The sequence below is a fragment of the Pseudomonas sp. NPDC087615 genome, from assembly GCF_044743445.1.
GTDB lineage: Bacteria > Pseudomonadota > Gammaproteobacteria > Pseudomonadales > Pseudomonadaceae > Aquipseudomonas > Aquipseudomonas baetica_A.
The window spans coordinates 19558-34932 of sequence record NZ_JBIUWM010000004.1; the positions used below are offsets into that span (position 1 = coordinate 19558).

At 60.2% G+C, this 15375-nt stretch carries 13 protein-coding genes; 10 read left to right on the plus strand and 3 right to left on the minus strand.

Translation table 11 applies throughout. The features are described from left to right. The first annotated feature begins 132 nt into the window (after nt 1–132). The 9 genes from ACIOU6_RS03610 (at nt 133) to ACIOU6_RS03650 (ending at nt 10384) form a co-directional block, all read left to right on the plus strand. Nucleotides 133–1815 carry a flavin monoamine oxidase family protein gene (locus tag ACIOU6_RS03610; protein WP_401133909.1) on the plus strand — a complete coding sequence of 561 codons (1683 nt, stop codon included), beginning with the start codon at nt 133–135 and terminating at the stop codon, nt 1813–1815. Between the two features lie 12 nt (nt 1816–1827). Then, on the plus strand, nt 1828–2622 hold the full coding sequence (locus ACIOU6_RS03615; protein WP_401133911.1) for a carbon-nitrogen hydrolase family protein: 795 nt from the start codon (nt 1828–1830) through the stop codon (nt 2620–2622). Nucleotides 2623–2660: 38 nt separating this feature from the next. Further along, nucleotides 2661–5075 carry a pyrroloquinoline quinone biosynthesis protein PqqF gene (pqqF, locus tag ACIOU6_RS03620; RefSeq protein ID WP_401133914.1) on the plus strand — a complete coding sequence of 805 codons (2415 nt, stop codon included), beginning with the start codon at nt 2661–2663 and terminating at the stop codon, nt 5073–5075. A 163-nt stretch (nt 5076–5238) separates the two neighbouring features. After that, on the plus strand, nt 5239–5313 hold the full coding sequence (gene pqqA / locus ACIOU6_RS03625) for a pyrroloquinoline quinone precursor peptide PqqA (RefSeq protein ID WP_003422658.1): 75 nt from the start codon (nt 5239–5241) through the stop codon (nt 5311–5313). Nucleotides 5314–5394: 81 nt separating this feature from the next. Beyond that, complete coding sequence (pqqB, locus tag ACIOU6_RS03630; RefSeq protein WP_221731116.1) at nt 5395–6306, plus strand: pyrroloquinoline quinone biosynthesis protein PqqB; 912 nt, start codon at nt 5395–5397, stop codon at nt 6304–6306. 132 nt (nt 6307–6438) lie between these two features. Further along, nucleotides 6439–7191, plus strand: a complete 753-nt coding sequence (gene pqqC, locus ACIOU6_RS03635) for a pyrroloquinoline-quinone synthase PqqC (RefSeq protein WP_221731117.1) — start codon at nt 6439–6441, stop codon at nt 7189–7191. Next, nucleotides 7188–7463 carry a pyrroloquinoline quinone biosynthesis peptide chaperone PqqD gene (gene pqqD / locus ACIOU6_RS03640; protein WP_221731118.1) on the plus strand — a complete coding sequence of 92 codons (276 nt, stop codon included), beginning with the start codon at nt 7188–7190 and terminating at the stop codon, nt 7461–7463. The genes pqqC and pqqD overlap by 4 nt, the downstream gene beginning before the upstream one ends. A gap of 7 nt (nt 7464–7470) precedes the next feature. Beyond that, entirely contained in the window at nt 7471–8607 is a 1137-nt protein-coding gene (gene pqqE, locus ACIOU6_RS03645) for a pyrroloquinoline quinone biosynthesis protein PqqE (RefSeq protein WP_401134098.1), read from the plus strand. Next, nucleotides 8573–10384 carry a prolyl oligopeptidase family serine peptidase gene (locus tag ACIOU6_RS03650; protein WP_401133918.1) on the plus strand — a complete coding sequence of 604 codons (1812 nt, stop codon included), beginning with the start codon at nt 8573–8575 and terminating at the stop codon, nt 10382–10384. The genes pqqE and ACIOU6_RS03650 overlap by 35 nt, the downstream gene beginning before the upstream one ends. Before the next feature lie 135 nt (nt 10385–10519). Here the strand turns inward: ACIOU6_RS03650 and ACIOU6_RS03655 are convergent, their stop codons facing one another. Both ACIOU6_RS03655 and ACIOU6_RS03660 read right to left on the minus strand, forming a co-directional pair. Continuing rightward, entirely contained in the window at nt 10520–10678 is a 159-nt protein-coding gene (locus tag ACIOU6_RS03655; RefSeq protein WP_003228885.1) for a YqaE/Pmp3 family membrane protein, read from the minus strand. Nucleotides 10679–10874: 196 nt separating this feature from the next. Next, on the minus strand, nt 10875–12143 hold the full coding sequence (locus ACIOU6_RS03660; RefSeq protein WP_401133921.1) for an aspartate aminotransferase family protein: 1269 nt from the start codon (nt 12141–12143) through the stop codon (nt 10875–10877). 169 nt (nt 12144–12312) lie between these two features. On the opposite strand from ACIOU6_RS03660, the gene ACIOU6_RS03665 reads away from it, so the two are divergent. Continuing rightward, on the plus strand, nt 12313–13242 hold the full coding sequence (locus ACIOU6_RS03665) for a LysR family transcriptional regulator (RefSeq protein WP_221731122.1): 930 nt from the start codon (nt 12313–12315) through the stop codon (nt 13240–13242). Nucleotides 13243–13468: 226 nt separating this feature from the next. Here the strand turns inward: ACIOU6_RS03665 and ACIOU6_RS03670 are convergent, their stop codons facing one another. Then, the gene (locus ACIOU6_RS03670; RefSeq protein ID WP_401133924.1) at nt 13469–15247 is read right to left on the minus strand and encodes an acyl-CoA dehydrogenase C-terminal domain-containing protein; all 1779 of its coding nucleotides are present in this window, start codon (nt 15245–15247) and stop codon (nt 13469–13471) included. Nucleotides 15248–15375: the final 128 nt, after the last annotated feature.

Below are 15375 nucleotides of genomic sequence, written 5' to 3' on the forward strand. Positions count from 1 at the left end.
ACTTTGATCGATAAACTGGCAAAACGACGACACTTTGCGTCTTATTAACGTGTTCCACGCTCCCTAGAATGGCTGGCATCTTTTCCTATACTCAGACGCGCACCCCGCGTCCGGTCGCCAGCAAGGTCAGCCATGAACAAGAACAATCGCCATCCTGCAGACGGTAAAAAGCCAATCACCATTTTCGGTCCGGACTTTCCGTTCGCCTTCGACGACTGGATCGAACACCCGGCCGGCTTGGGCAGCATTCCCGAGCATCACCACGGTGCTGAAGTGGCGATCGTCGGCGCCGGCATCGCAGGTCTGGTGGCGGCCTATGAGCTGATGAAGCTCGGCCTCAAACCGGTGGTTTACGAGGCCTCCAAACTCGGCGGCCGCCTGCGCTCGCAGGCGTTCAACGGCACTGACGGTATCGTCGCCGAACTCGGTGGCATGCGTTTCCCGGTGTCCTCCACTGCGTTCTATCACTACGTCGACAAACTCGGCCTCGAAACCAAGCCCTTCCCCAACCCGCTGACGCCCGCCTCCGGCAGCACCGTGATCGATCTGGAAGGCAAAACCCATTACGCACAGAAACTGGCGGATCTTCCTGCCTTGTTTCAGGAAGTGGCTGACGCCTGGGCGGATGCGTTAGAGGCGGGTTCACAGTTCGCCGATATCCAGCAAGCCATTCGCGACCGTGATGTGCCGCGCCTCAAAGAGCTGTGGAACACCCTGGTGCCGCTGTGGGATGACCGCACCTTCTACGATTTCGTCGCCACGTCCGAAGCGTTCGCCAAGTTATCGTTCCATCACCGAGAAGTGTTCGGTCAGGTCGGTTTCGGCACCGGCGGCTGGGATTCGGACTTTCCCAATTCGATGCTGGAAATCTTCCGGGTGGTGATGACCAACTGCGACGATCACCAACATTTGGTGGTCGGCGGCGTTGAACAAGTGCCGCAGGGTATCTGGCGCCATGTGCCACAGCGCTGCGTGCACTGGCCTGAAGGCACCAGCCTGAAGTCCCTGCACCGTGGCGCGCCGCGTTCAGGCGTGAAGAAAATTGCCCATGCGCCCGATGGCCGTTTCGCCGTCACCGACAACAACGGCGACACCCGCGAATACGCCGCCGTACTGACCACTTGCCAGAGCTGGCTGCTGACCACGCAGATCGAATGCGACGAAACCCTGTTCTCGCAAAAGATGTGGATGGCGCTCGACCGCACCCGCTACATGCAATCGTCGAAGACGTTTGTGATGGTCGATCGGCCGTTCTGGAAGGACAAGGACCCGCAAACCGGGCGCGACCTGATGAGCATGACCCTCACCGATCGCCTGACCCGTGGCACCTATCTGTTCGACAACGGCGACGACAAACCGGGCGTGATCTGCCTGTCGTACTCGTGGATGAGCGACGCCCTGAAGATGCTGCCGCACCCTGTGGAAAAACGCGTGGAACTGGCGTTGAACGCGTTGAAAAAGATCTACCCGAAAGTCGACATTGCCGCGCGAATCATCGGCGATCCGATCACAGTGTCGTGGGAAGCCGATCCGCATTTCCTCGGTGCATTCAAAGGCGCCCTGCCCGGCCACTATCGCTACAACCAGCGCATGTACTCGCACTTCATGCAGGACGACATGCCCGCCGAGCAGCGTGGGATTTTCATCGCCGGTGACGACGTGTCGTGGACGCCGGCCTGGGTCGAAGGCGCGGTGCAGACCTCGCTCAACGCGGTGTGGGGGATCATGAACCATTTCGGCGGTTCTACACATAAAGAGAACCCGGGCCCGGGTGATGTGTTCAAAGACATCGGCCCTATCGCCCTGCCCGAGTAAGAGGAATCCCTGATGCGTGTAGCCCTTTACCAATGTCCACCGCTGCCACTGGACCCCGCCGCCAACCTGCAACGCCTGTATCAATTGGCGATGGAGGCCAAAGGCGCCGATCTGTTGGTGCTGCCGGAGATGTTCATGACCGGCTACAACATCGGCGCCGAGGCGGTCAGTACATTGGCCGAGGTCTACAACGGTGAATGGGCGCAGCAGATCGGCCGGATCGCCAAGGCTGCCGGCCTGGCGATTGTTTATGGTTATCCCGAGCGCACCGCTGATGGGCAGATCTACAACGCTGTGCAGTTGATCGACGCCCAAGGCGAACGCCTGTGCAATTACCGCAAGACGCACCTGTTCGGTGATCTCGATCGCTCGATGTTCAGTCCTGGCGAAGACGCGTTTCCCGTGGTTGAACTCAATGGCTGGAAGCTCGGTTTCCTGATCTGTTACGACCTGGAATTCCCGGAAAACGCCCGGCGCCTGGCCCTGGCAGGCGCCGAACTGATTCTGGTGCCGACGGCAAACATGATTCCGTTCGATTTCGTCGCTGACGTCACTGTCCGCTCGCGTGCCTTCGAGAACCAGTGCTACGTGGCTTACGCCAACTACTGCGGCCATGAAGGTGACATTCACTATTGCGGGCAAAGCAGCATCGCCGCACCGGACGGCAGCCGCATGGCTCAGGCCGGTCTGGATGAAGCCTTGATCGTCGGCGAACTGGATCGGCAGTTGATGATCGACTCCCGCGCCGCCAATCACTACCTCAGCGATCGCCGCCCCGAGCTTTACGGCGCGCTGAACAAGCGCTAATCCGCTAGCATTGGCACTTCACTGTTCTGGAAGTGCCCATGCCTGCGCCGACTCACCCCCGCCCCCACACCGAAACCCTGGCCAACGGCTTGCGCGTAACCCTGCGTCATGCGCCCGGTTTGAAGCGCAGTGCCGCCGCGTTACGGGTGGCTGCCGGCAGCCATGACGTGCCCTTGGCGTGGCCGGGGCTGGCACATTTTCTTGAGCATTTGCTGTTTCTCGGCACTGAGCGTTTTCCTGCGAGCGAAGGGTTGATGGCCTACGTGCAAGGTCACGGCGGGCAGGTGAATGCCAGCACTGACGAGCGTACGACTGACTTTTTCTTTGAGTTGCCAACGCAATCGTTCAGCGGCGGGCTTGAGCGTCTGTCAGACATGCTCGCCCATCCGCGTATGAATCTGGACGATCAGTTGCGGGAACGGGAAGTGCTGCAGGCGGAATTTATCGCTTGGTCGCAAGATCCTGCGGCGCAGCAGGATCTTGCGTTGTACCAAGGTTTGCCAGCCGAGCATCCATTGCGCGGGTTTCATGCGGGGAATCGAGACAGCCTGCAAGTGGAGCAGCCGCTGTTTCAACAGGCGTTGAAGGGTTTCCACCAGCAGTTTTATCGCACCGGGCAAATGACATTGAGCCTGGTGGGGCCGCAGAGCCTTGAACAATTGCGCGCACTGGCCGTGCAGTTTGCGGCGACGTTGCCGACCGGGGATCACGTTGCGCAAGCCGTGAGCCTGCCGCTGGCGGTGAGCAGTTATCAACAGGTCGGTGAACAGCGCTGCAATCTGCTGTTTGCGTTCGACACTTTGCCCGAGTCGTCGGCTGAGGCGATGGCGTTTCTCTGCCATTGGCTCAACAGCGCCAAACCAGGTGGATTGCTGGCGTACTTGCAGGCACAGGGTCTGGCTGACGGCCTGCACGCAGCGCCGCTGTATCACTTTGCCGAGCAGGCCTTGCTGCATCTGGCGTTCAACGCACCCGCCGAGTCGCTGGGTGCCATTGGCGAACACGCGCGCGACTGGCTGAGTTTCTTTGCGCAACAGGATTGGGCGCCGCTGCGCAAGGAATACGCCGCCGTGCTTGCGCGTCACCACCAAGTCAGCGGTGCGTTGCCACTGGCGCGGCTCGACAGCGAGCAACTCGAAAGCGGTTTGTCGGAATCGGGGGCGAGCGCGCTGAAACGAATGCTGCGCGAAATGGGCACTGTGGATAACTTCAGTCGCCACTGGCACCTGCCCGCCGCCAATCCTTTCCTGCGGGCCAACGAGCCGCTGGCCAACGCCGGACTGATCCGCGGACAAACCAGCGCCCACCGAGGCCTGCGCACGTTTGCTCAGGATCGCTCACGCGGGCGTCGCGAACGTTCGCCAATGCAATTCAGTCAGGCCTTGCCGGACAACGGTGATGACGGGGCGATTTATCTGCGCTGGCAACTGGAGGCGGCGGCCTCTGCAGCTCTGCAATCGAGGCTGCTGCGCAGTCTGCGAGCAACTCAGGATGATGCGCGTCAGGCCGGGGTCGAGTTATCGCTCAGCATGGGCGGCAATCAATGGCTGTTGAAACTGACCGGGCTGCAAGAGCCCATGCCCAGCGTCCTTGAGCACGCGCTGAAATGTCTGACGCAAGTTGAAGCCGATTCCCTGCCGGGTGAGGCGCAAGCGGCGTTGATACCGATCCGCCAACTGCTCAAGGCACTCCCGGAGCATTGTCTGCAACCCGCGAACACCTGCAACGACGCCAAACACCTGTGGACAACTTCTCGCTGGGATGGCCTGGCCTTGGGCCTTCATCCACAGACCCAATCGGCAATGGGCCTGGCCCTGAGCCGTATTCCCGGCGTACCGGACAATCAGTTGCCGGCACCGACAGCGATTACCACACAACATTTGTGGCACCCCATCGAGACAGCGTCCAGCGAACACGCCTTGTTGCTGTTCTGCCCGACCGCCGGGCGCGATATCGCCGACGAAGCCGCATGGCGCTTGCTCGCACAGCTTTGCCAGACGCCGTTCTATCAACGCCTGAGGGTCGAGTTGCAGTTGGGTTATGCCGTGTTCAGCGCACTGCGACAGATCCATGGTCAGGTCGGGTTGCTGTTTGGCGTGCAATCACCCAACGTTGCGACCACAGAATTGCTCGGCCACATTCAACAATTCCTTGAAGGCAATCGCGCACTGATCGAATCCACTGACGAGGCCGGTCTCGACCAACAGCGCCAGCGCCTGGCGGATCAATTCGATAGCACTCATCTGCCTTTCAAAGACGCTGCCGAACTGCTCTGGCAGGCCAAACTCGCCGGCCACCCGTCGGATTATCTGGAGCAACTGGTCGCGGCAATCGGCCAATTGAGTCGACCGACATTGCTGGCCGCCGCGCAACGATTAACCGCTGCCGAAGGCGGCTGGCACTGCCTCGCCAACGGCCCAATACCGGGCGCACCCTGGCAAGCGGGAAAATGATCATTACCGAGGCTGCAAGGAGCTTTCTCAAAGATTCACGGACAATCCCTCTGAAATTTTGAGTAACATAGCCGCCTAACTATTTGGAACGTCCCTGCGCTGCCGTGGACTATACCTATGGATAGCGCTATCCCACCCGCCCTTTTATTGAAGGAGTCACCTGATGTCCTGGACAAAACCGGCTTACACCGACCTGCGTATCGGCTTCGAAGTCACCATGTACTTCGCCAGCCGCTGAGTTCTGCCTCGTCAGAATTGCAGTGCAACGCCTCGGCTCGCCGAGGCGTTTTATTTTCAGCGTTGAAATGATGGAGCGTTCATGTTCGTCCAGATTCTGGGTTCGGCCGCCGGTGGCGGTTTTCCGCAGTGGAACTGTAACTGCGTCAACTGTGCAGGCTTTCGCGACGGCAGCCTGAATGCCAAGGCTCGCACCCAATCGTCCATCGCTATTTCCGATGACGGCGTGAACTGGGTGTTGTGCAACGCCTCGCCGGACATCCGCGCCCAGTTGCAGAGCTTCGCCCCGATGCAACCGGGCCGTGCGCTGCGCGACACCGGGATCAGCGCGATCATCCTGATGGACAGCCAGATCGACCACACCACCGGCCTGCTCAGCCTGCGCGAAGGCTGCCCGCATCAGGTCTGGTGCACGGACATGGTTCACGAAGACCTGAGCACCGGTTTTCCGTTGTTCACCATGCTCACCCACTGGAACGGTGGACTGGACTGGAACCGTATCGAACTCGATCAAAGCTTCACCGTCGCCGCGTGCCCGAACCTGCGCTTCACCCCGCTGCCATTGCGCAGCGCCGCACCGCCCTACTCGCCGCATCGTTTCGACCCGCACCCGGGCGACAACATCGGCCTGATCGTCGAAGACCTGAAGACTGGCGGCAAACTGTTCTATGCCCCGGGTCTGGGCAAGGTTGACGCGCCGTTGCTCGAGATCATGGCGGGCAGCGATTGCCTGCTGGTCGACGGCACAATGTGGGACGACGATGAAATGCAGCGCCGTGGCGTCGGCACCCGCACCGGTCGCGAGATGGGCCATCTGGCGCAGAACGGCCCTGGCGGCATGCTCGAAGTGCTGGAACAGCTTCCCGAGCAACGCAAGGTGCTTATCCACATCAACAACACCAACCCGATTCTCGACGAGGATTCGCCGGAGCGCGCGGAACTGGCGCGGCGTGATGTTGAAGTGGCGTTCGATGGCATGAGTATTGTGCTGTAAGCCTTTGAGACCCCCTTCGCGAGCAGGCTCGCTCCCACATTGGAATGCGATCAACCTGTGGGAGCGAGCCTGCTCGCGAAGAGGCCAGTGCAAACAAAAGAGATTTCTAGGGTTGTTCCCCGGAGAACCGCAATGACCGACACCCCGCTGTCCAAAGCCGAATTCGAAGCGGCCCTGCGCGCCAAAGGCGCCTACTACCACATCCATCACCCGTATCACGTGGCGATGTACCAGGGCCGCGCCACCCGCGAACAGATTCAGGGCTGGGTCGCCAACCGCTTCTACTATCAGGTGAACATCCCCCTGAAGGACGCAGCGATCCTCGCCAATTGCCCGGATCGCGAAATCCGCCGCGAGTGGATTCAACGCTTGCTCGACCACGACGGCGCCCCCGGTGAAGACGGTGGTATCGAAGCGTGGTTGCGCTTGGGCCAAGCCGTCGGCCTCGATCCGGATCAATTGCGTTCTCAGGAACTGGTATTGCCCGGCGTGCGCTTCGCCGTCGACGCCTACGTCAACTTCGCCCGCCGCGCCAGTTGGCAGGAAGCTGCCAGCAGTTCACTGACCGAACTGTTCGCGCCGCAGATCCACCAGTCACGCCTCGACAGTTGGCCGCAACATTACCCGTGGATCGATCCCGCCGGTTACGAATATTTCCGCACCCGCCTCGGCCAAGCGCGCCGGGATGTCGAGCATGGCCTGGCGATCACCCTTGAGCACTACAAGACTCGCGAAGGTCAGGAGCGCATGCTGGAAATTCTCCAGTTCAAACTGGACATTCTTTGGAGCATGCTCGATGCCATGAGCATGGCTTACGAACTGAACCGCCCGCCCTATCACAGCGTGACCGAGCAACGGGTCTGGCATAAAGGAATCACCTTATGAGTTTCGACCGCAGCAAGATCCCGACCTGGCGCCCCGGCTACCGTTTCCAGTACGAGCCGGCGCAGAAAGGCCATGTGCTGCTGTACCCCGAAGGCATGATCAAACTCAACGACAGCGCTGCGCTGATCGGCGGTCTGATCGACGGTGAGCGCGATGTTGCAGCGATCATCGGCGAACTCGACAAGCAGTTCCCCGGCGTGCCCGAACTCGGTGACGACATCGAGCAATTCATGGAGGTTGCCCGTGCGCAGCACTGGATCGAACTTGCCTGATTCATCGGTGCAAGTACCGCCCAAGCCAGAGATCGGCCTGCCGCTGTGGCTGCTCGCCGAGCTGACCTACCGCTGCCCGCTGCAATGCCCGTACTGCTCCAATCCGCTGGATTTCGCCGAGCAGGGCAAAGAGCTGAGCACCGAGCAATGGATCAAGGTATTTCGCGAGGCGCGGGAAATGGGCGCGGCGCAGTTGGGTTTTTCCGGTGGCGAACCGCTGGTGCGCCAGGATCTCGCCGAGCTGATCGGCGAGGCGCGCAAGCTTGGGTTCTACACCAACCTGATCACCTCGGGCATTGGGCTCACCGAGCAGAAAATCAGCGACTTCAAGAAGGCTGGCCTCGATCACATCCAGATCAGTTTTCAGGCCAGCGACGAGCAGGTGAACAACCTGCTCGCCGGCTCGAAAAAAGCTTTCGCGCAGAAGCTGGAAATGGCCCGTGCGGTGAAAGCCCACGGCTACCCGATGGTGTTGAACTTCGTCACTCATCGGCACAACATCGACAAAATCGACCGCATCATCGAGCTGTGCATTGCGCTCGAAGCGGATTTCGTCGAACTCGCCACCTGCCAGTTCTACGGCTGGGCACAGCTCAATCGTGTCGGTCTGCTGCCGACCCAGGAACAACTGGTGCGCGCTGAACGGATCACCAACGAATACCGCGCCAAGCTGGAAGCCGAAGGGCATCCGTGCAAGCTGATTTTCGTCACCCCGGACTACTACGAAGAACGCCCGAAAGCCTGCATGAACGGCTGGGGCAGCATCTTTCTGACCGTCACTCCGGACGGCACTGCCCTGCCCTGTCATGGCGCGCGACAACTGCCGGTACAATTTCCCAACGTGCGCGACCACAGCATGCAGCACATCTGGTACGACTCGTTCGGCTTCAACCGCTTTCGCGGGTACGACTGGATGCCCGAGCCGTGCCGCTCCTGCGATGAGAAGGAAAAGGACTTCGGCGGCTGTCGCTGCCAAGCGTTCATGCTCACGGGTGACGCGAGCAATGCCGACCCGGTGTGCAGCAAATCCGAACATCACGGTGTGATCCTCAAGGCCCGTGAAGAAGCCGAGCACGCCACTCAAACCATCGAACAATTGGCCTTTCGCAATGAACGAAACTCACGCCTCATCGCTAAAAGCTGAGCCTTTTAGCGCCGCTCAAGCCGTCGCCGCCGGGATGGATTTCGCCGAACTGCAACTGGGTAGCAACGGTTTGTTCTGGAATGAATATCGCCCGGAGGATGCGGCGTGCCGGATCTGGCATTGGCGCGATGGCGTGGCGAGATGTCTGACGCCCGAAGGTTTCAGCGTGCGCAGCCGCGTGTACGAATATGGTGGTGGGGCGTTTTGTCTGACGCCCGACGGGGTGGTTTTCGTCGGAGAGGCGGATCAGCAGTTGTATCGACAGGCGCTGGATGGTCAGCCTGAAGCGCTGACGTCGGGTGAGTGTCGCTATGGCGATCTGCATTTTGCCCAGGGTCGGGTCTTGGCAGTGGAGGAACACCACGATCAGCATCGCTTGGTCGCGATTGATCTGGCTGACGGCACGCGTCATCTGCTGGCCGAGGGCGCGGACTTTTATGCCGCGCCGATCATCAGCCCGGATGGCCAGCGTTTGGCGTGGATCGAGTGGAGCCGGCCGCATCAGCCGTGGACTTCGACTCGGTTGATGGTGGCTGGGCGCTCGGCTGACGGGGGCTTTTCCGCGCCACGTTGCCTGGCGGGTGACGGGGTTGAGGAGTCGATCCAGCAACCGCGATTCAATACCGAAAACCGCTTGTTTTGTCTGACTGATCGCGGCGGATTCTGGCAGCCGTGGGGCGAAACAGACGATGGTCTGCAAGCGTTGCCAAGCGCCGAAGCCGATCATGCGCCTGCGCCGTGGCAGCTAGGCGGTTGCACCTGGCTGCCCGTTGGCGAGTCTTATCTGGCCAGTTGGAGTGAAGGCGGTTTCGGTCGCCTCGCGCTAAACGGTGAAGACTTCACCGGCGACTACAGCCGCTTCCGTCATCTGGCACTGGATCAGCCATTCATCTATTGCATCGCGGCCTCGCCGATCAGCCCTTCGGCGGTGATCGCCATTGATCGCGCATCCCACGAAGTAAAAGTGCTGGCTGGTGGTGTTGCACCGTTGCCCGCCGAACGCATCAGCCGTCCACAAACCCTGCGTTACCCCAGCGGTTCGGGGGAGGCTCACGGGTTCTTTTATCCGGCCATGAGCGGTGAAGTGAAACCGCCGCTGGTGGTGTTCATCCATGGCGGCCCAACCTCGGCCTGCTACCCGATGCTTGACCCGCGCATCCAGTATTGGACGCAACGCGGCTTCGCCGTCGCTGACCTCAACTATCGCGGCAGCAGCGGTTATGGCCGCGAATATCGGCAGGCGTTGCATCTGAGCTGGGGCGATGTGGATGTCGAAGATGCCTGCGCAGTGGTGGGGTATCTCGCCGCACAAGGGCTGATCGACGCTGAACGTGCGTTCATCCGTGGCGGCAGCGCGGGCGGCTACACCACGCTTTGTGCCTTGGCGTTTCATCAGGTGTTTCGTGCCGGCGCCAGCCTTTATGGGGTCAGCGATCCGGTGGCTTTGGCTAGAGCGACGCACAAGTTCGAGGGTGATTATCTGGATTGGCTGATCGGCGATCCCGAGCAAGACGCCGAACGCTACGCCGCCCGCACGCCGTTGCTGCATGCGAGCAATATCCGCGTACCGGTGATTTTCTTTCAGGGCGAACTGGACGCCGTCGTGGTGCCGCAACAGACCCGCGACATGGCCGAGGCTCTGGAGCGCAACGGCATTGCGGTCGAGGCGCATTACTACGCCGATGAGCACCATGGATTCCGCCGCGCAGTCAATCAGGCGCATGCGTTGGAGCAGGAGTGGAAGTTTTATCGGCGGGTGATGGAGTTGGCGGACTGAGATCCACGCCCACTTTCATCCATCGAGTCGCCCCATTGGCGAGCAAGCCCGCTCCCACAGGGGATTTGTGAACAACACAGATCCCGTGTGGGAGCGGGCTTGCTCGCGAAGACTATTCACCTGACGCCGCAGAACTCAACGCTTGGCAATGATGTACACCGCATGCACGATCCCGGGAATGTAGCCGCACAACGTCAGCAGAATGTTCAACCAGAACGCCCCGCCAAACCCGACCTGCAGAAACACACCCAGCGGCGGTAACAGAATAGCGATGATGATGCGAATAAAGTCCATGGGGCAGCTCCTGAGTGGGGGCTGGCTCATTTGAGCCATACAAACTAATCGACCTTTGCCGTTCGTCAGGGTTCACTGCGTCTGCCTGCTGTTTGCCAGTACCGCGTACAAAAAAACGCCCCACGCCAAAAGAATCAGGCGTAGGGCGTGCGTTATACCGCGAGACGGTTCTTGAATTCGGGTAGGACAGTTCGGATCAGACGGCAATCCCTTTGCGGCATTGCAACTGTGCGGTACGCACGCGGGAGAAGGCTCGGGCCAGGCGCAGGAGCATTTCGTCGATGTTGGCTTTACTGACGGTGAGCGCCGGGGTGAAGCGCAGGCAGTCGGGTTGCGCAGCGGTGAGCAGCAGGCCTTCGTGCAGCGCGGCCTGGATCACCGCTTCGGCTGAATCGTCCGACAGGGTGAGGCCCCAGAACAGCCCTTGGCCACGCAACTCGCCGTGGCCGTAGCGACGGGCCAAACGCACAAGACCTTCGCGCAGGTGCTGGCCATTGTCTTTGACCTGTTCGAGAAAGGCCCGGTCCTGCACGCTGTCGAGTACCGCCAGACCGGCCGCTGTCATCAGCGCATTACCGTGATGCGTGCCGCCCAGTTCGCCGGGTTCGAAACAGCAGGCTTGGCCTCGCGCCAGCAGCGCCGCCAATGGCACGCCACCGCCCAGACCTTTGCCCAGTACGACGATATCGGCACGAACGCCGTAGGATTGTTCGGCAAGCAAGGTACCGCAGCGGCCGATGCCGGTCTGCACTTCGTCGAGAATCAGCAGAATGCCCAATTCGCGGCACAGACGCTCAACGCCTTTGAGGTAATGCTCGGTGGCCGGAACCACCCCGGCATCGCTCTGGATCGGCTCCAGCATGATGGCTACGGTCTGCGCATCAACCGCCGCGTGCAGCGCCGGCAAATCGTTGAACGGCACCCGATCGAAACCTGGCAGCAACGGAGCGAAGCGGTTGGGCAGGTTGCCACTGTCCGACGCTGAAATCGCCGCCAGACTACGGCCATGACAGCCCTGTTTCGCCGCGATGATCCGCGAGGCGCCACCGCGATGCAGTTGGCCCCACTTGCGCGCCAGTTTGATCGCCGCCTCACAGGCTTCGCTGCCGCTGTTGAGCAGATAAGCCTGGTCGCAGGAGGTGCCGGCGCAGAGCCGTTCGGTGAGGCTGAGCATGCCGCGATTGTGCAGGTTGAAACCGGGGTTGATCAGCGCCTGGGCTTGACTAGTGATGGCTTTGACCAGCGCTGAAGGGCTGTGACCGAGACTGTTGGCGCCGTCGGCCTGGGAAAAGTCCAGATAAGCGCGGTCGTTGCTGTCCCATAGCCATGAACCTTGGCCCCGGACGAACACCTGTTGTGGTCGCTCAACGCTCGGCATCAGGCGCTCGCCTGTGTCGGGTTGGCCGGCCTCGAATGTGAGGTCATCAAGGCTTGGCGTCTGACGCCGCAAACTGAACAGATTCATTGAGTAAAACCTCGATTGAGGTTTTTTGAACTGCCTATGTAAACACTGTCGAAGCGAACGCTAGTCATCGCGCTGTCTGGCCCTGTAAGCCTTGTGAATGCGGTTAGACTAGGCTCACTGACGGCTTCGGGCCATTTCGATTTCCCAGCATTTTCGATAAGCATTACTTATGGATTTCAAACAACTGCGTTATTTCGTCGCGGTCTACGAAGAAGGCCATGTCGGCCGGGCCGCTGAGCGGCTGTCGATTTCGCAACCGGCGTTGTCGCAGCAGATCCGCCAGCTCGAGCAGAACCTCGATGTCACGCTGTTCGAGCGCAGCAGCAAACGCCTGCTGCCGACGCTGGCTGCGCACACGCTGTACAACCACGCTTTGCCCTTGCTCGATGGCTTGCAACGGGCGCGGGAGGCGCTGGGCAACTTCAAAGGTCAGGCGTTGCGCACGCTGGCGATTGGTGTGCTGCAAACCGTACACACCAGCCTGGTGCCGCAACTGCTCGAACGCGTACGCAAGGCCCAACCGCATCTCGTTGTGCAGATCTATGAGTTGACCGGGCTGGAGATCGAACGGCGGCTGCTCAATGGTTCGCTGGACATCGGCATCAGTTATCTACCGCCGCGCCAACCGGGCCTCCATGGCGTGATGCTGTACGAAGATGAACTGACGCTGGTCATCCCGGCGGATCATCCATTGCGTGAATTCAAGAAAGTCTCGATGCGTCAAGCGGCCGAATTGCCGATGTTGCTGCTGGGGGAAGAATTTCAGATTCGTCAGATCTGGCAGGCGCAGCTAACCAGCCTCGGACGGCGCCCGCAGGTACAGGCCGAGCTGAACAATATGGTGGGGATTCTCGACAGTCTGCCGCACACCAAACTGGCGACGGTGCTGCCGGGACGTTCTCAGAAGGAGTACCACGATCAGGATCTACTGTGGAAACCGCTGAGCGAACCTCGGGTGCCGTTGAAAGTCGGGCTGGTGTGTCGCGATGTGCAACGTCAGCAGGCGTCTTTGGCGCTATTGCGGACATTGCTGGAAGAGGTGATGGCGCGTGAGGAGAGACCGCTCACAGGCGCACCGCCACTGGCCCCCTTGGCCTGAGACTTTTCTGCGGGAAAAAGAAAACCCCGCCGAAGCGGGGCTTTGCAGACTGTTTCCCTGACATCCATTTCACTCCGCCACCCTGGCAGAATCCTACGTGTCCGTGTTGTTGCTTTGCGCTTCCTGCGCGACGTCCATGAAATGTAGATTAGCCGTGGATCCAATCTACGCCTATGGGAGAACAGCAGCACGTCGTGTAAGCGAATGCTTACATGACGTTACATCATCAGAATTGCGCCGCCTCCAGCAGGAACAGCGACTCGCTGCCAGCCCTTACCGACGCGCTCAACGAGTGAATACGCGGCAGCAGACGGACGAAGTAGAAGCGTGCAGTGCCAAGCTTGCTGGCATAGAAATCTTCCTGCGCTTCTTTGCCCAATGCGGCTTTGGCCATCAATGCCCACATGTAGGCGTAAGCGGTGTAGCCAAACGCTTGCAAATATTCGACCGACGCCGCGCCGATTTCGTTCGGGTTGTTTTTTGCCCGATCCAGCAGCCATGCGGTCAACTCGTCGAGGGTGTCGACAGCCTCGTTCAGCGGCTTGGTGAATTCGCCCAGATCAGTACTGGCGGTTGCGGTGAAATGGCGGATCTCGTCAGCGAACAGTTTGTAGAACGCACCGCCGCTACCGACGATCTTGCGTCCGACCAAATCCAGCGCCTGAATGCCGTTGGTGCCTTCGTAGATTTGGGTAATGCGTACGTCGCGCACCAGTTGCTCCTGGCCCCATTCACGAATGTAGCCATGACCGCCGAAAACCTGCTGGCCGAGGACGGTGGTTTCCAGACCCAGATCAGTCAGGAACGCCTTGGCCACCGGCGTCAGCAACGCGACCAGATCTTCTGCACGCTTGCGCGTGGTCACGTCTTCGCTGAACTTGGCGGTGTCGAGTTGCATTGCGACGTAGGTGGAGAACGCACGCCCACCTTCGTTCGAGGCTTTCATGGTCAGCAGCATGCGACGCACGTCCGGGTGGACGATGATCGGGTCAGCCACTTTGTCTTTGTTCTGCGCGCCGGTCGGCGAACGGCTCTGCAGACGGTCACGGGCGTATTCAACGGCGTTCTGATACGAGCGCTCGCCAGTCGCCAGACCTTGAATACCGACACCCAGACGTTCGTAGTTCATCATGGTGAACATCGCGGCCAAGCCTTTGTTCGGCTCGCCGACCAGATACCCAACGGCTTCGTCGAAGTTCATCACACAGGTCGCGGACGCCTGAATGCCCATCTTGTGTTCGATCGAACCGCAATTGGCCGGGTTACGCGCGCCCAGGCTGCCATCGGCATTGACCATGAACTTCGGCACCAGGAACAGCGAAATGCCTTTCGGACCGGCCGGAGCGTCCGGCAGTTTGGCCAACACCAGGTGGATGATGTTTTCAGTGAGGTCGTGTTCGCCACCGGTGATGAAGATCTTGGTGCCGCTGACCTTGTAGGAACCGTCGGCCTGCGGCTCTGCCTTGGTGCGGATGATGCCCAGGTCGGTGCCGGCATGCGGCTCGGTCAGGCACATGGAACCGGCCCAGACGCCGGCGTACATGTTCGGCAGGTACGCGGCTTTCAACTCTTCGCTGGCATGGGCGTTGATCGACAGGCAAGCACCGGCGGTCAGCATCGGGTACAGACCGAAGGACAGGCTGGCGGAGTTGACCATTTCTTCGACCTGGGCCGACACGGCTTTGGGCATGCCCATGCCGCCGTATTGCGGATCACCGCCAACACCGACCCAGCCGCCTTCAGCGTAAGTCTGATAGGCCTGTGGGAAACCGGCCGGCGTGGTGACGGCACCGTCGGACCAGTGACAGCCTTCTTCGTCAGCGGCACGGCTCAGCGGCGCAATGCTTTTACTGGTGACCTTGCCGGCCTCTTCGAGAATCGCTTCAACCGTTTCGGCATCAACGGTCTCTGCCAGTGCCGGCAACTCAGCCCAGAGTTTGGCGACTTCGAATACTTCATTGAGGACGAAGCGCATATCGCGCAGCGGCGCTTTGTAGTCAGCCATGGCAAACCTCGCAAGATCTAAACAGGTGATTCGTGGAATGGTGCTTTCGTTGAGGCTGAGTGTACCTCAACAACTTTTGCGACACATAGGGTCAACCGGTGACTGATTTGTTATTTTTAGTCACCGCA

What these genes read in the sequence shown, in the direction of transcription:
- ACIOU6_RS03610 (WP_401133909.1), top strand. Translation starts at nt 133, where the DNA reads ATGAACAAGAACAATCGCCATCCTGCAGACGGTAAAAAGCCAATCACC.
- ACIOU6_RS03615 (WP_401133911.1), top strand. Translation starts at nt 1,828, where the DNA reads ATGCGTGTAGCCCTTTACCAATGTCCACCGCTGCCACTGGACCCCGCC.
- pqqF (WP_401133914.1), top strand. Translation starts at nt 2,661, where the DNA reads ATGCCTGCGCCGACTCACCCCCGCCCCCACACCGAAACCCTGGCCAAC.
- pqqB (WP_221731116.1), top strand. Translation starts at nt 5,395, where the DNA reads ATGTTCGTCCAGATTCTGGGTTCGGCCGCCGGTGGCGGTTTTCCGCAG.
- pqqC (WP_221731117.1), top strand. Translation starts at nt 6,439, where the DNA reads ATGACCGACACCCCGCTGTCCAAAGCCGAATTCGAAGCGGCCCTGCGC.
- pqqD (WP_221731118.1), top strand. Translation starts at nt 7,188, where the DNA reads ATGAGTTTCGACCGCAGCAAGATCCCGACCTGGCGCCCCGGCTACCGT.
- ACIOU6_RS03650 (WP_401133918.1), top strand. Translation starts at nt 8,573, where the DNA reads ATGAACGAAACTCACGCCTCATCGCTAAAAGCTGAGCCTTTTAGCGCC.
- ACIOU6_RS03655 (WP_003228885.1), bottom strand. Translation starts at nt 10,678, where the DNA reads ATGGACTTTATTCGCATCATCATCGCTATTCTGTTACCGCCGCTGGGT.
- ACIOU6_RS03660 (WP_401133921.1), bottom strand. Translation starts at nt 12,143, where the DNA reads ATGAATCTGTTCAGTTTGCGGCGTCAGACGCCAAGCCTTGATGACCTC.
- ACIOU6_RS03665 (WP_221731122.1), top strand. Translation starts at nt 12,313, where the DNA reads ATGGATTTCAAACAACTGCGTTATTTCGTCGCGGTCTACGAAGAAGGC.
- ACIOU6_RS03670 (WP_401133924.1), bottom strand. Translation starts at nt 15,247, where the DNA reads ATGGCTGACTACAAAGCGCCGCTGCGCGATATGCGCTTCGTCCTCAAT.